Consider the following 15,478-nt stretch of genomic DNA (forward strand, 5'->3'; position numbering starts at 1 on the left):
GTCTCTCGTATCCTCGCCCGACCCGACATACGAAGCCCCGCGAGCGTCCACTCGAAACTCCGGGGAACTGGGCACTGGAGGCCGCCCACGGGCGGCGGGCCCCCAACCGCTACCAACCGCGGACCGTTCAGCGGGTTACGGGTTGCTTCAAGATCCTTGCCGTAGTGAAACCGTTGCCTGTCCCACACACCACGGCGCCGTCGCGCTACAGAGGTGCGCCCATCGACGTCCGTCCTCCGTCACCGAGTCCGCTGCCCGGCCAGGGACGGTGAGATGCCGCGGGCGTACTGCGCCGCGCCGATGCCGGCTTCGCTGCCGCCGACGGCGACGTTGCACTTGCCCGGCCGGACCGTTGGTCTTCCGGAGCCGCCCTGCCCCGACCGCCACGATCAACTCACGCGCCCCACCCGTCGGCGCGCCCGCGACGAGTCCGTACACGAGAGGACGTCAAATCAACCAGTCTCCGGACGAATTGCCAGGTCAGCACGCCCGTAGCGAAACCGTTGCCGTTCCGTCGGAACTCCCCCGCAGCGACGGCATAGTGTGTGATGCCGTCCCAACCGCGCCGTGCCATCACGCGGAACCAACGAGTGATCAGCAGGAGTTCACGGTCGCGGCGCCCAAGTACTTTCACCTCAGGGGGAGTCAGACCATGCGATCGATTCGGCCGTCGTTCACCGCACGTCGGGGGAGGAGCGCGCGCCGCAGAACCTCCCCGCTGTCCGTGGTCGCCCTCGCTGCGGCGCTGGCCCTCACCGCCACGGCCTGTGAGTCGGGCGACGCCGAGGCGGGCGGCGAGGCCACCGCGTCCGCAGCGGCCGGGGGCGACGGCAAGATCACGATCCCGGACGACATCAAGGACAAGCTCAAAGAGCACGGGATCGACCTCGACAAGTGGAAGGACGGCGCCTGGAAGAACTGGGACAAGGACGACTGGCTGCGCGAGGCCAAGGACTACATCAACCCGATCATCGAGGGGTTGTGGGACCCGGACCGTATGCGGGAGGCCGACGACCCGGACCGGGGTGTCGACGACAGTGACCTCTCCGGCGACCAGGGTGTGACCGACCCGACGCCCGAGCCGGTGGACGCGCAGGCCGTGGCGCCTACGTATCACGCCAACGCCCCCCAGGCGGGCAAGGTGTTCTTCGACTCCCCCGACGGCCCGGCCGTCTGCTCGGCGACGGTCGTGAAGGACCCGGCCAACCCCGGCAAGTCCAACATGGTGTGGACCGCGGGCCACTGTGTGCACGCGGGCAAGACCGGTGGTTGGTACCGGAACATCGCGTTCGTGCCCTCGTACAACGACGCGGGCATGGAAACCGCGGAGTTGGAAGGCGCCGCCAGGGAGAAGATCGCTCCGTACGGCGTGTGGTGGGCCGACTGGGCGCAGACCTCGGACCAGTGGATCGCGCAGGGCGGTAAGACGGGCGGGGACGGCGCGTCGTACGACTTCGCCGTGCTGCACGTGAAGCCGGAGGCCGGCGGCAACGGCAAGTCCCTGGAGGAGACGGTGGGTTCGGCTCTTCCGGTGAACTTCAACGCCCCGGCCGTGCCCGACGTGGCCGGCATCAAGGCGATCGGTTACCCGGCCGCTGCCCCGTTCGACGGCCAGAAGCTGTACCAGTGCCAGGACAAGCCGGGTCGGCTGTCGATCAACGCGTCGGACCCGACGATGTACCGCATCGGCTGCACCATGACCGGCGGCTCGTCCGGTGGTGGCTGGGTCGCGACGGGCTCGGACGGCAAGCCGGCGCTCGTGTCCAACACCTCGATCGGGCCGGTGGAATCGGGCTGGCTCGCGGGCCCGCGGCTGGGCAAGGGAGCCAAGGACATCTTCGACTCGGTGAGTGAGAAGTACGCCGGTCAGTAACGTTCCCCGAGTAGCCGTCCGGCCAGCGACGGCATCGAGGCTCGGCGGTGGGGCGGTGGGGAGAAACCTTCACCGCCCCACCGCCGTTCGCCCTCAACTCCCCGGGCATAGTGGGGTGTCGCGTTCGAGGGGCGGCACCGGAGCCTGTCCGTCCCGCGCGAAAAGCGCCTGCCATCAGGCACGACACCACGGCACGTTCCCACGGGGGTTACCGCACCATGCGTTCCACACGTACGCCCGCAGCGCCACGCCGCAGGCGGCACTCCGTCCTCACCGCCACTGGGCTCGTCGCCGCCCTGGCACTGACCGCGACCGCCTGTGGCGGCTCGGCACAGGACACGACGAACGACAAGGCCGACGCAGCCGCGTCCCAGGCCGCCGACCTCGGCAACGGCAAGATCCAGATCCCGGCCGACATCGCGGACAAGCTCAAAGAGCACGGCATCGATGTCGACAAGTGGAAGGACGGCGCCTGGAAGAACTGGGACAAGGACAAGTGGCTCAGCGAAGCCAAGGACTTCGTCAACCCGGTGATCGAGGGCCTCTGGAAGCCTGAGCGGATGCAGTCCGCCAAGGAGGCCAACAAGACGATCACCACGCAGGACGCCGCGGCCGACCAGGGCGTCAGCGACCCGGAGCCAGCACCTGTCGAGGCCACGGCGGAGAAGACGCCGTACCACCAGAACGCGGCCCCCGTCGGCAAGGTCTTCTTCGACTCCCCCGACGGCCCGGCCGTCTGCTCCGGCACGGTCATCAAGGACGTCAACCACCCCGGCAAGTCCAACCTCGTCTGGACGGCCGGCCACTGCGTGCACGCCGGTGGCAAGGGCGGCTGGTACCGCAACATCGTCTTCGTGCCCGCCTACAACGACCTCGGCAAGTCCGCGGCACAGCTCAGCAACGCGAACGCCTCCGAGGTCGCCCCGTACGGCAACTGGTGGGCCGACTGGGTCTCGACCTCGAACGAGTGGATCCAGGGCGGCTCGGAGACCGGCGGCGCGGGTGCCACGTACGACTACTCCGTCCTGCATGTGAAGCCGGAGCAGGGCTCCAAGTCCCTTGAGGAGACGGTCGGCGCCGCGCTCGACGTGGACTTCTCGACCCCGTCGGCGAGCGACGTCGCCACGATGGGCGCCTGGGGCTACCCGGCGGCACCGCCGTACAGCGGCCTGCAGATGTTCAGGTGTGTCGACCGGCCGGGCCGTCTCTCGCTGGGCCAGACCCTGCCGACGATGTACCGCATCGGCTGCACCATGACCGGCGGCTCGTCGGGCGGCGGCTGGTTCCGCGTGGTGGACGGCGAGACCAAGCTGGTGTCGAACACGTCGATCGGCCCGGCGGACAACACCTGGCTCGCGGGCCCGCAGTTGGGGGCGAAGGCCGAGGCGCTGTACCAGAACATGAGCAAGACGTACGGCGGTAAGTGACACGGGCTGACCTGCCCGGACGGACACATGCTGAAGGCCCGCTCCCCTGCGACAGGGGGCGGGCCTTCCGCGGTTCTACGGCAGGTCAGGCGGTCGGCGTCGGAACGTACGGCGTGAGATCCGCCGCCAGCTCCTCGTGCACCCGCACCTTGAGCATCGTGCCCTCCGGGGTGTGCTCCTCGGAGATCACCTCGCCCTCGGTGTGGGCGCGGGCGACCAGCTTGCCGTGCGTGTACGGCACGAGCGCCTCGATCTCTACCGACGGACGCGGCAGCTCGTTGTCGATCAGCGCGAGCAGCTCGTCGATGCCCTTGCCGGTACGGGCCGAGACGGCGATGGAATGCTTCTCGATCCGCATCAGCCGCTGCAGCGTCAGCGGATCGGCCGCGTCCGCCTTGTTGATCACGACGATCTCCGGCACGTCGGTCGCGCCGACGTCCCTGATCACCTCGCGCACGGCGGCCAGCTGCTCCTCCGGGTTCGGGTGCGAACCGTCCACCACGTGCAGGATCAGGTCGGAGTCGCCGACCTCTTCCATGGTGGAACGGAACGCCTCGACGAGGTGGTGCGGCAGGTGTCGTACGAAGCCGACCGTGTCGGCCAGCGTGTACTGCCGGCCGCCCGGGGTCTCGGCCCGGCGCACGGTCGGGTCGAGGGTCGCGAACAGGGCGTTCTCGACCAGCACGCCCGCGCCGGTGAGGCGGTTGAGCAGGGACGACTTGCCAGCGTTGGTGTAGCCCGCGATGGCGACGGACGGCACCTTGTTGCGCCGGCGCACCTGGCGCTGGATGTCGCGGCCGGTCTTCATCTCCGCGATCTCCCGGCGCATCTTCGCCATCTTCTCGCGGATCCGACGCCGGTCCGTCTCGATCTTGGTCTCACCGGGACCACGGGTGGCCAGGCCGCCGCCCTTGCCGCCGCCCATCTGCCGGGACAGCGACTGACCCCAGCCTCGGAGCCTCGGCAGCATGTACTGCATCTGCGCGAGCGCGACCTGCGCCTTGCCCTCTCGGGACTTGGCGTGCTGGGCGAAGATGTCGAGGATCAGGGCCGTACGGTCGATGACCTTGACCTTGACGACGTCTTCCAGGTGGATGAGCTGGCCCGGGCTGAGCTCACCGTCACAGATGACGGTGTCGGCGCCGGTCTCGAGGACGATGTCCCTGAGCTCGGTGGCCTTACCGGAGCCGATGTAGGTGGCCGCGTCGGGCTTGTCGCGGCGCTGGGTCACGCCGTCGAGCACCAGCGCACCGGCGGTCTCCGCGAGGGCGGCGAGCTCCGCGAGGGAGTTGTCGGCGTCCTGCACGGTCCCCGAGGTCCAGACACCGACGAGCACGACCCGCTCCAGGCGGAGCTGGCGGTACTCGACCTCGGTGACGTCCTCGAGCTCGGTGGAGAGGCCCGCCACGCGGCGCAGAGCCGCGCGCTCGGAGCGGTCGAACTGGTCGCCGTCCCGCTCTCCGTCGATCTCGTGGCTCCAGGCGACGTCCTCTTCCATCAGGGCATCGGCCCGAAGACCTTCGGGATAGCTGTGCGCGAGGCGCTGAGTGTCCTGGGAAAAGGAAGAGGAGGTCATTGGGTCCTTACGTCTAGGGGAATCCGTTCGCGCCGACGGCGGCAGTGGCGCCGGTGCCTCGGAAGGTGTCCGTAGCACCCGGGAACTGATCCGTCACTGCTCCCAACGCACGAGTACCCCGGGAGATTCCCGTGTCCCGTGCCGCGCCGACCCGAAAATGGTCGCACGGCACGGGACGTCTCGTCACCGCCTTATTTCGCGCTCCTCGCGCTCCTAGCGGTCAGCCCGTCTTCTTGGCCTTCCCGGACTTCGCGGTCTTCGCGGTCTTCGCGGCCTTCCCGCTCTTCGCGGGCTTCTTCTCGGGGTCCGCCGCCTTCCACTCCGGCTGACCGGGCATCGGCGGGGTCTTCTTGCTGTACAGCCAGGAGTGCATGAACCCGTCGAGGTGGCGTCCGGAGATCTCCTCCGCGAGCTCGACGAAGTCCGCGGTCGAGGCGGAAGCATCCTGGTGACGGCTCACCCACGCGCGTTCCAGGCTCTCGAAGGCCGGGCTGCCGATCTCCTGGCGCAGGGCGTACAGGACCAGGGCCGCGCCGTCGTAGACGTTCGGCCGGAAGATGGCGTTCTTCTTGCCGGGCTCGGGCGCCTTGGGTGCCGCGGGCGGTCCGCCGGCCGCGCGCCAGCGGTCGGAGGCGGCGTACGCGGCCTTCATCCGTGCCTCCAGCGGCTTGTCGGCCTTCTCCGCCGCGTACAGGGCCTCGTACCAGGTGGCGTGTCCCTCACTGAGCCACAGGTCGGACCAGGTGCGCGGGCTGACGCTGTCGCCGAACCACTGGTGGGCCAGCTCATGCACCATGATCGACTCGACGTACCACTTGGGGAACACGGACTCGGTGAAGAGCCCTCTCTCGAAGAGGGAGAGGGTTTGGGTCTCCAACTCGAAGCCGGTGGCGGCGTCGGCGATGAGCAGGCCGTACGTCTCGAAGGGGTACCGGCCGATCTTGCTCTCCATCCAGGAGAGCTGGCCGGGGGTCTTCTCCAGCCACGGTTCGAGCTGCTTGCGGTGCTCGGTGGGCACGACGTCCCGGACGGGCAGTCCGTGCGGGCCGGTGCGGTGCAGCACGGTGGAGCGGCCGATGGAGATCTGGGCGAGCTCGGTGGCCATGGGATGCGCGGTGCGGTACGTCCATGTCGTCGTCCGGCCCGTGCGGTCCACGTCGGTCCGCAGGCCGTTGGCGACGGCGGTGTAGCCGTTGGGCGCGGTGACCCGGATGGTGAAGATCGCCTTGTCGGAGGGGTGGTCGTTGCTCGGGAACACGACGTGGGCGGCGTCGGCCTGGTTGGCCATCGCGAGGCCGTCGGAGGTCCGCACCCAGCCGCCCTCCCGCTTCTCCCCGTACACGGGATCGCTGGTGTGCCGCACCGTGATCCGCGTCCAGCTGCCGTCGGGCAGCGGATTCTCGGGCGTCACCACGAGGTCCTCACCGGCACTGCTGAACGACGCGGGCTCTCCGTCGACCTCGACGGACTCGACCTTGCCGTGGGCGAAGTCCAGATTGATGCGGTCGAGGTCCGTGGTCGTCCAGGCGTCGATGCTGGTGACGGCCTGGAGGGGCTTGGTGTTGGTGCCCGTATAGGTGAAGGAGAGGTCGTACGACGCCACGTCGTAGCCGGGGTTTCCCAGGTGCGGGTAGAGGCGGTCGCCGACACCCAGGGGGGTGGCGGGCGCACTCGCGGCGAGGAGACAGGTGGAGATGGCCACGGCGAGCAGCGCGGGCATCTTGAGGCGCCGAGTGGACCGGGGACGGGAGCGAGGGGCGCCAAGGGCTGGCCGCCGAGCCTCGGTGCGGGGGGTGAGCAGCATGCACCACGGCTATCAGCGCAGGTGTGCGGGCCGTCGACGACGCGCGATCGGCACACTCGAACGGGTATGTCAGGTGGGTGCAGGGTTTGGAGAGCGGCCGGCCTGCCCGACCGACCGGGCCCGATGTCGCAAGCCGCTCTCGCGCGCCCTGTGTCGCAAGCCGCTCTCACGCCCCTTGCGTCTGCGTCTGCGCCCTGCTCACGTCATACACGCCCGCCACGTTCCGCATGGCCCGCATCAGCCCCGGGAGCTGCGCCGCGTCCGGGAGTTCGACCGTGTAGGTGTGGCGCACGCGCTGCTGGGTGGGCGGCTCGACCGTCGCCGAGACGATCTCCGCGCCCTCCTGGGCCATCGCCTCCGTGAGGTCCGCCAGCAGGTGCGGGCGAACGAACGATTCGGCGACCAGGGTGACCCGGCACTCGGTGGTGTCACCCCAGCGCACGCCGACCTCCGAGCGCCCCGCGCCGCTCATCCGCGCCACCGCGGCGCACTGCACGCGGTGCACGGTCACCGCTCCCCCGCGCACGGAGAACCCGGTGACCTCGTCGGGCGGTACGGGAGTGCAGCAGCCGGCGAGGCGTACGGTCGCGCCGGGCCGGTCGACGAGGACGTTGGCGGTGGTGGAGCGTCCGGCCGCCCCCTCGGCAGCCGTGCGGACACCCGGTCCCTCCTCGGCAGCCGGACGGACTCCCGGTCCCCACTCGACGGCCTCCCGTCCCGACGGTCCGTCCACGGTGGACCGGAACCGCACCGTCCCGGCCTCCTCGTCGCCGGGGGCGTCGCCCTGCGGCGGATGGGCGGCCAGCCATCTCTGGATGGCGATGCGGGCGGCGGGCGTGTGGGCGTGGTCCAGCCACTCCCTGGAGGGCTCCGAGGCCGGGTCCTGGCCCATGAGGAGCTGGACGGTGTCGCCGTCCCGCAGAACCGTACTGAGGGTCGCCAGACGGCCGTTGACGCGGGCGCCGATGCACGCGTGCGCGTCCTCGCCGTACTGCGCGTACGCGGCGTCCACACAGGTCGCGCCCTCGGGCAGGCCCAGGGCGCCGCCGTCGGGCCGGAAGACGGTGATCTCGCGGTCCTGGGCGAGGTCCTCGCGCAGGGTGGACCAGAAGGTGTCCGGGTCGGCAGCGCCCTCCTGCCAGTCGAGGAGGCGGGACAGCCAGCCGGGGCGGGTGGGGTCGGCGCGCTCGCCGTCGCTCGAAGCGGCCTGCTCCTCCGAAGGAGGAGCGTAGGGATTGCCGAGCGCCACGACACCGGCCTCGGCGACCTTGTGCATCTGATGGGTACGGATAAGAACTTCGGTGACCTGGCCGTCCTCGCGGGCGACGGCGGTGTGCAGCGACTGGTACAGGTTGAACTTGGGGACGGCGATGAAGTCCTTGAACTCCGAGACGACGGGCGTCATACAGGTGTGCAGTTCGCCCAGGACGCCGTAACAGTCCGCGTCCTCGTTGACCAGCACCAGCAGCCGTCCGAAGTCGGCGCCGCGCAGCCGCCCCCGCTTGCGGGACACCCGGTGCACGGAGACGAAGTGTCGTGGCCGGATGAGCACTTCGGCATGGATGTCGGCCTCGCGCAGGACCTTGCGCATCTCGTCGGCCGTCTCGGCGAGCGGGTCGTCCGCGCGGGAGGCGTTGTCGACGATCAACTCCCGTGTCTGCTCGTACTCGTCGGGGTGCAGGATCGCGAAGACGAGGTCTTCCAGTTCGGACTTGAGCGCCTGGACGCCGAGTCGTTCGGCGAGCGGGATGAGGACGTCGCGGGTCACCTTGGCGATGCGGGCCTGTTTCTCGGGGCGCATCACACCGAGGGTGCGCATGTTGTGCAGCCGGTCGGCGAGTTTGATCGACATCACGCGGACGTCGTTGCCGGTGGCGACGAGCATCTTGCGGAAGGTCTCGGGCTCGGCGGCGGCGCCGTAGTCGACCTTCTCCAGCTTCGTCACACCGTCGACGAGGAAGCGGACCTCCTCGCCGAACTGCTCCCGCACCTGATCCAGCGTCACCTCGGTGTCCTCGACGGTGTCGTGCAGCAGAGAGGCCGTCAAGGTCGTGGTCTCGGCGCCGAGTTCGGCGAGGATCAGGGTCACGGCGAGCGGATGGGTGATGTACGGCTCACCGCTCTTGCGCATCTGACCGCGGTGCGAGGACTCGGCCAGCACATAGGCGCGGCGCAGCGGTTCGAGGTCGGCGTCGGGGTAGTGGGCGCGGTGGGCGTCGCCGACATGGCTGATCGCGTCGGGCAGCCGGCCGCGTGCGGCGGGGCCGAGCAGCGCGGCCCGGCCGAGGCGGCGCAGATCGATCCGGGCGCGCGCCTTTCTGCGAGGCACGGCAGGCGTCGCAGGGCCTGCTACCGGGCCTGGCGTCGCGGGGTTCGTGGCCTCCGCACTCATGGGCACCTCCGGCTGCGTGGACCGGCGGACGGGGTGCCCCATGGCGGACACGGCACAGGGGATGGCGACTTCACCCCCGTCCGGGCCGGTGCTTGATGCTACCGAGCCCATCACGTGCGACTGACCGCCTCTCGCCGAGCGTGAAACGGATCACCCATTCGAGCGAGGGTTTACAGGTTTACGGTTTCGCGCCATGCAACGAACCGGAGTTGATGATTCCGAACGCGCTGCGGGGCGCTGAAGCCCGCACTCTCAGGCCGTGAGCTGCCCAAGGCTCTGATGCCAAGTCACGGGGCCGTTCAGCGGACGTGCGTTTCCAGCCACTCCAGGTCGATCTCGCCCTCGGCCACGATCACTGCGGGGCCGGTCATCTCGATCTCGCCGTCGGGCCGCTCGGTGATCACGAGGGTGCCGCCCGGCACATCGACGGTGTACGTCGCGGGGGCGCCGGTGACCGCCGGGTCGGCTCCGTCCCGGCGCGCGGCGGCCACGGCGACGGCACACGCGCCCGTGCCGCACGAACGGGTCTCACCGGAACCGCGCTCGTGCACCCGCATGGCGACGTGCCGCGGGCCCCGGTCGACCACGAACTCGACATTCACCCCGTCCGGATAGGCCGAGGCCGGGCTGAACGGCGGCGGGGAGTGCAGGTCACCGGCATGCGCGAGATCGTCCACGAAGGCCACGGCGTGCGGGTTGCCCATGTTCACGTTGCGCGCGGGCCAGCTGCGCTCGCCGACGCCGACCGTGACGTCCCCTTCGGGGAGCCTCGCCTTGCCCATGCCGACCGTGACGTCACCCGCGGCGGAGCCGCTCTTGGATGCGGTCTTGGCGATGTGCACGGTCTTCACGCCCCCGCGGGTGGCCACCGCGAGGTCGCCCTCGGTGACGTGCCCGGCGCGCTGGAGGTAGCGCGCGAACACCCGCACGCCGTTGCCGCACATCTCCGCGACGGAGCCGTCGCCGTTGCGGTAGTCCATGAACCACTCGGCCTCGGCCGCCATGTCCTGGGCCTCGGGATGCGCCGCGGCCCGCACCACGTGCAGCAGTCCGTCGCCGCCGATGCCCGCTCGGCGGTCGCACAGGGCGGCGACGGCGGCCGGGGACAGGTCAATGGCGTTCTCGGGGTCCGGGACGATCACGAAGTCGTTCTCGGTGCCGTGACCCTTGAGGAAGGCGATCCGCGTGCTCATTCCTCGATCGTAAGGGGTCGGTACGACAGCCCACGCGTGCGTGGAAGGTCAGCGCAGCCGGGCCACGCGCCACACGGCCAGTACGACCACCGCCGCGACGACCAGGGCGTAGGCCAGCACGACCCGCCAGTCCGGTCTGCGCCCGGAACCCCGCTGCGGCAGCCCGGGCCAGGTGTAGCCCACGCGGCGGGCGGCCATCATGCCCCAGCCGGCCGCGCAGGAGCAGATCAGGAGCCCCAGCATGGCGATCACGGCCCCACTGTCGCCGAAGTCGAAGGCCAGCGGGAACGCGAACATCAGGGAGCCGACCGCGGCCAGGGTCACGATGGGGGCGAGCTGCCAGATGCGCAGTCGGCGCTGCGGTCGCAGCTCGACCTCGACCTCCGGGCCGCTCGCGTACATCTCCTCGGGCTCGGGGCCGTCGTCGGTGACGCCACCCTCGATGCCGTCCTCGGTCTCGTCGGGCCCGTCGGCACTCAGACGGTCGCCGTCCCGCTCCGGTTCGCCCCGGTCGGTGGTGACGTTCTCGGTGCCTTGTGCGGTGTCGCGAGGGCCGGCCTCCATCGCCACGCGCCCTCCCAACTCGGACTCCACTTGGTCGATCGAAGCTCGATGATGGCATGGCGCCGGAGGCCGGGATGACGGCCGGAGCGTCCCGATGCCATCACGTGATCAGGCTGTAACCGGTCGTTCGACCAAGGCCAGTGCCAGCTGCGGAAGTTCTGTGAGATCCGCCGCAGCCCCACTCAGCCAGTGCACCCGTGGGTCGCGCCTGAACCATGAATCCTGCCGGCGCGCGAAGCGTTTGGTGGCACGTACGGTCTCCGCCCGCGCCTCTTCGAGGGTGCACTCCCCGGCGAGCGCCGCCAGCACCTGCTGGTAGCCGAGCGCGCGCGAGGCCGTAAGCCCCTCGCGCAACCCCTGCGCCTCCAGCGCACGGACCTCGTCGATGAGCCCGGCGTCCCACATCCGGTCGACCCGGCGCGCGATGCGCTCGTCCAGTTCGGGGCGGGCCACGTCGACGCCGATCTGGATCGTGTCGTAGATCGAGTCGTGACCCGGCAGGTTGGCGGTGAAGGGCTTGCCGGTGATCTCGATCACTTCGAGGGCCCGGACGATACGGCGGCCGTTGCTCGGCAGGATCGCCTGCGCGGCCTCGGGATCGGCGGCGGCCAGGCGGGCGTGCAGGGCCCCGGAGCCGCGCAGCGCGAGCTCCTCCTCCAGCCGTGCCCTGACCTCGGGGTCGGTGCCGGGGAACTCGAGATTGTCGACGGCGCCGCGGACGTACAGACCCGAACCGCCGACGAGAATCGGCCAGCGCCCCTCGGCGAGCAGTGCGTCGATCCGCTCCCGCGCGAGCCGCTGGTACTCGGCGACCGACGCCGTGACCGTCACGTCCCAGATGTCCAGCAGGTGGTGCGGGACGCCGGCGCGTTCCTCGGGCGTCAGTTTGGCGGTGCCGATGTCCATCCCGCGGTAGAGCTGCATGGAGTCGGCGTTGACGACCTCGCCGCCGAGCCGCCGGGCCAGGAAGACGCCCAAATCGGACTTTCCGGCTGCAGTGGGTCCGACTACGGCGATGACGCGGGGGGCGGCGGGTGCACTACTCACCGCCACAGTCTCGCAAACCTCGCGGGGTGGACTCGAACGAGTTAGGTGACGGCACGCGCGCGGCGTCGTTGCCAGTTGCGAGGTTTTCGCCGCCGGTTTTGCGGGGGCGGCGACCCGGGGGCGCAAACGGACGCACCGGACGACGCGGGATTTCGCCCGCACGAGTAACGTATGGAGTGGATATGGGCGTTTTTGCACGACTTCTTCGGAGGTCGAAGGCCACGGAGGAGGCGTCAACCGTCGAGGCGCAGGCCGACACACCAACGGCCGAACCCGCGACGGAGGAGGCGGCAGAAGCGGCAGAGGCGAAGGAGCCGGCCGAGGTCAAGGCCGACGAGGCCGCAGAGGCGACGGCGGCACGGTCGACGGCAGCGGAGTCCGTCGAGACCGACGCCGACGACAGCGTCGAGATCCCCAAGCAGCAGTCCGCCGACGAGACGGCCGACAGCGAGGCCGGAGAGGGCGCCCGCACGTAGCCGCCCTGCGCGGGAAGGTGAAGCATGGGCCTGATAGATAGTTTGAAAGCCAAACTTGCCCCGGCCAAGGACAAGGTCTCCGGCCTCGCGCAACAGCACGAGGGAAAGATCCAGCATGGCCTCGACAAGGCCTCGAGGGTCGTCGACCAGAAGACCAAGGGCAAGTACAGCGACAGGATCCAGACGGGCACGGACAAGGCCAAGAGCGCCATGGACCGACTCGCGCACAAGGGCGACGACACGGCGACCGGCAGCAGTACGCCGCCGCCGGACTCACCACCCCAGCCGACGACCTGAACGGCACATCGCCGGACGGCCGCGGAGCTTGACGGCTCCCGGCCGTCCGCCGTTTGGTCGGTGTGCCCGACGACCACTTTCGGCCGGCGTGCCCCACGGCCGGGCTCCGTCGGCGAGCCGCACGGGCCGGGCTCTGTAGGCGTGGCCCACGAGCAGTCTCGGGCGGCGCCCCTACGACCACGTCGCGACCAGGTACCCCACCCCGTAAGGCGCCTCGTCGTACAACAAGGCGCCCGCAAGGCCCGCATGTTCCGCCGCGCCCGCGAGGACCTGCCAGGGCGCTCGGCCCGAGGCCTGCAGCTCGTGCGCGAGCTCGATGTCCAGCGCCTTGAGCGCCGCCACGTCCGCCTTGCCCAGCGCCTGCGCGACAGACGCGTCGAAAGGCTCGGCCCGCTCGTCGAGGTAGCCGGGTGCCTTGAGCGTGCGGCAGGCACTGGCGTCGCCCATCACCAGCAGCGCCACCCGCTCGGCCCGGGCGGCGATGTCCCTCCCCATCTCAGTACACCGCTCGGGCGTCAGAGGTTCCCCCACCGCGAGGCCCTCGATCGGGGCGTCCGCCCATCCGGTCCGTTCCAGCAGCCATGCGGCGACGGCGAGCGAGGACGGGAGCGGTCGTCGCGACGACTCCGGGGCGGTCGCCTCGTCCGCGGCGCGTCCCAGCCGTACGTCGATGTCCACGCCGAAACCCCGGAAGGATCCCCGCGCGCCCTCGGCGTACGCCCCGTGCCCGCTCTCCTCGGCGGGCCCGACGACGACGAGGAGGTCCGGCCGGGCGGCCGCGAGCACGCCGAGCCCGTCCGTGCAGGCGGCACGCGCGGCGTCCAGCTCGGCTGCGGCGCCCACGGCGAGTTCGGGCACGAGGAGCGGCGGGCAGGGGCAGACTGCGGCGGCGACAAGCATGATCGGGAGCCTACTGCCAGGGGCTGGGCTCCGGGTCGGTGCTCCACACCCGCTCGGCCAGCTGGAACATGACGCGTTGGGTCGACACCGCGCCCTCGATGTGCGCGTAGTACGCGTCCCCGGCACCGACCCGGAACACCTCACGGCGCCGCTGGCGCAGCGCGAAACCGGGCTTGTAGGTACAGGCGATCTCGTAGAGGAGGGCGCGGGCCTGTTCCAGGGTGCCCTGGAAGCGGGCCGCCTCCTCGCAGCGGTACTGGTCCCCGTGACCGGACTGCACGACCACCACCCATTGCGCCATGTCCCGCCCCCCGTTCTCCTCCTCGGCCCGCCCTGCCCCTGGCTGTCGCCGCGTGCGCTCAGCGCGCCGTGCAGCCGCCCGTCACCGCGGGCAGCGGCTCGGGGACGCCGATCTTCGGCAGGCCCAGCAGGACACCGGCCGGCTTGGCGGCCTCGGCGGCGTTGCGCTTCTCCCAGGCGTCACCCGCGCGCGTGCGGCGCACGTCGAGGACGGGGCCCTCGGCGAGGAGGTGGTGCGGCGCGGCGTACGTGATCTCGACGGTGACCACGTCGCCGGGGCGAACCTCCTCGTCCGGCTTGGTGAAGTGGACCAGGCGGTTGTCGGGGGCGCGGCCGGAGAGGCGGTGGGTGGTGTCGTCCTTGCGGCCCTCGCCCTCGGCGACCATCAGCTCCAGCGTGCGGCCGACCTGCTTCTTGTTCTCCTCCCAGGAGATCTCCTCCTGGAGGGCGACGAGACGCTCGTAGCGCGCCTGGACGACCTGCTTGGGGATCTGGTTCTCCATGGTGGCCGCGGGCGTGCCGGGGCGCTTGGAGTACTGGAAGGTGAACGCCTGCGCGAAGCGGGCCTCGCGCACCACGTGCAGCGTCTGCTCGAAATCCTCCTCGGTCTCGCCGGGGAAGCCCACGATGATGTCGGTGCTGATCGCGGCGTGCGGGATGGCGGCGCGGACCTTCTCGATGATGCCGAGGTAGCGCTCCTGGCGGTAGGAGCGGCGCATCGCCTTCAGGACCGGGTCCGAGCCGGACTGCAGCGGCATGTGCAGCTGCGGCATCGCGTTCGGCGTCTCGGCCATGGCGGCGATGACGTCGTCGGTGAAGTCGCGCGGGTGCGGGGAGGTGAAGCGGACCCGCTCCAGACCCTCGATCCTTCCACAGGCCCGCAGCAGCTTGCTGAACGCCTCGCGGTCGCCGATGTCGGAGCCGTACGCGTTGACGTTCTGGCCGAGCAGCGTGATCTCGGAGACGCCCTCGGCGACCAGGGCCTCCACCTCGGCGAGGATGTCGCCGGGGCGGCGGTCCTTCTCCTTGCCGCGCAGGGCCGGGACGATGCAGAAGGTGCAGGTGTTGTTGCAGCCGACGGAGATCGACACCCAGGCCGCGTAGGCGCTTTCGCGGCGCGTCGGCAGCGTCGACGGGAACGCCTCCAGCGACTCGGCGATCTCGACCTGCGCCTCCTCCTGCACGCGCGCGCGTTCCAGCAGGACGGGCAGCTTGCCGATGTTGTGCGTGCCGAAGACGACATCCACCCAGGGCGCCCGCTTCACGATGGTGTCGCGGTCCTTCTGCGCGAGGCAGCCACCGACGGCGATCTGCATGCCGGGGCGCTTCGTCTTCATCGGGGCGAGGTGGCCGAGGTTGCCGTACAGCTTGTTGTCGGCGTTCTCGCGGACCGCGCAGGTGTTGAAGACGACGACGTCCGCGTCGCCGTTCGAACCCTCGGGCGCGCGTACATAACCGGCGTCTTCGAGCAGCCCGGACAATCGCTCGGAATCGTGGACGTTCATCTGGCACCCGTAGGTGCGCACCTCGTATGTCTTCACGCCCACTGACTGGCTCCGGTCGCTGCTGCTCATGGGACAAGGGTATGCGGTCGGGAGAACGGCCCTGTCCCGGACCGAGGCGGCACGA

Annotated in this window: 13 protein-coding genes; 4 read left to right on the forward strand and 9 right to left on the reverse strand. The window is 70.4% G+C overall.

The genetic code is table 11. The annotated features are described in order from the left end of the window. Positions 1 to 652: 652 nt before the first annotated feature. Positions 653 to 1,873, forward strand: coding sequence for a trypsin-like serine peptidase (locus tag ACIA8X_RS34220; RefSeq protein WP_393456489.1), 1,221 nt, complete (start codon positions 653 to 655; stop codon positions 1,871 to 1,873). Between the two features lie 218 nt (positions 1,874 to 2,091). Beyond that, a complete protein-coding gene (locus tag ACIA8X_RS34225) occupies positions 2,092 to 3,300 on the forward strand; it encodes a trypsin-like serine peptidase (RefSeq protein ID WP_393456486.1) in 1,209 nt (402 codons plus the stop codon). A gap of 85 nt (positions 3,301 to 3,385) precedes the next feature. On the opposite strand, the gene hflX is transcribed toward ACIA8X_RS34225, so the two are convergent. From hflX to miaA, 6 genes are all read right to left on the reverse strand, one after another. Next, on the reverse strand, positions 3,386 to 4,876 hold the full coding sequence (hflX, locus tag ACIA8X_RS34230) for a GTPase HflX (RefSeq protein WP_393456483.1): 1,491 nt from the start codon (positions 4,874 to 4,876) through the stop codon (positions 3,386 to 3,388). Between the two features lie 220 nt (positions 4,877 to 5,096). Further along, complete coding sequence (locus tag ACIA8X_RS34235) at positions 5,097 to 6,680, reverse strand: M1 family metallopeptidase (protein WP_393456480.1); 1,584 nt, start codon at positions 6,678 to 6,680, stop codon at positions 5,097 to 5,099. A 166-nt stretch (positions 6,681 to 6,846) separates the two neighbouring features. Next, positions 6,847 to 9,072, reverse strand: coding sequence for a RelA/SpoT family protein (locus tag ACIA8X_RS34240; protein WP_393456477.1), 2,226 nt, complete (start codon positions 9,070 to 9,072; stop codon positions 6,847 to 6,849). 299 nt (positions 9,073 to 9,371) lie between these two features. Beyond that, positions 9,372 to 10,265, reverse strand: a complete 894-nt coding sequence (dapF, locus tag ACIA8X_RS34245) for a diaminopimelate epimerase (protein WP_393456474.1) — start codon at positions 10,263 to 10,265, stop codon at positions 9,372 to 9,374. Between the two features lie 48 nt (positions 10,266 to 10,313). Further along, positions 10,314 to 10,829, reverse strand: a complete 516-nt coding sequence (locus tag ACIA8X_RS34250; protein WP_393456959.1) for a hypothetical protein — start codon at positions 10,827 to 10,829, stop codon at positions 10,314 to 10,316. Positions 10,830 to 10,937: 108 nt separating this feature from the next. After that, the gene (gene miaA, locus ACIA8X_RS34255; protein WP_393456471.1) at positions 10,938 to 11,876 is read right to left on the reverse strand and encodes a tRNA (adenosine(37)-N6)-dimethylallyltransferase MiaA; all 939 of its coding nucleotides are present in this window, start codon (positions 11,874 to 11,876) and stop codon (positions 10,938 to 10,940) included. Between the two features lie 182 nt (positions 11,877 to 12,058). Between miaA and ACIA8X_RS34260 the strand changes: the two genes are divergently transcribed. Together ACIA8X_RS34260 and ACIA8X_RS34265 are read left to right on the forward strand one after the other, a co-directional pair. After that, complete coding sequence (locus tag ACIA8X_RS34260) at positions 12,059 to 12,352, forward strand: hypothetical protein (protein ID WP_393456468.1); 294 nt, start codon at positions 12,059 to 12,061, stop codon at positions 12,350 to 12,352. A gap of 24 nt (positions 12,353 to 12,376) precedes the next feature. Continuing rightward, a complete protein-coding gene (locus ACIA8X_RS34265; protein WP_393456465.1) occupies positions 12,377 to 12,649 on the forward strand; it encodes an antitoxin in 273 nt (90 codons plus the stop codon). 171 nt (positions 12,650 to 12,820) lie between these two features. On the opposite strand, the gene ACIA8X_RS34270 is transcribed toward ACIA8X_RS34265, so the two are convergent. From ACIA8X_RS34270 to miaB, 3 genes are read right to left on the reverse strand one after another with little or no spacing between them, the layout of a single operon-like run. Beyond that, entirely contained in the window at positions 12,821 to 13,549 is a 729-nt protein-coding gene (locus ACIA8X_RS34270) for a class III extradiol dioxygenase subunit B-like domain-containing protein (protein WP_393456462.1), read from the reverse strand. Positions 13,550 to 13,559: 10 nt separating this feature from the next. Further along, positions 13,560 to 13,850 (reverse strand): hypothetical protein, encoded by a 291-nt coding sequence (locus ACIA8X_RS34275; RefSeq protein ID WP_393456459.1) that lies wholly within the window; start codon positions 13,848 to 13,850, stop codon positions 13,560 to 13,562. A 58-nt stretch (positions 13,851 to 13,908) separates the two neighbouring features. Next, positions 13,909 to 15,423, reverse strand: coding sequence for a tRNA (N6-isopentenyl adenosine(37)-C2)-methylthiotransferase MiaB (miaB, locus tag ACIA8X_RS34280; RefSeq protein WP_393456456.1), 1,515 nt, complete (start codon positions 15,421 to 15,423; stop codon positions 13,909 to 13,911). Between the last annotated feature and the right edge of the window lie 55 nt (positions 15,424 to 15,478).

Source organism: Streptomyces sp. NPDC051738 (assembly GCF_044453205.1).
GTDB lineage: Bacteria > Actinomycetota > Actinomycetes > Streptomycetales > Streptomycetaceae > Streptomyces.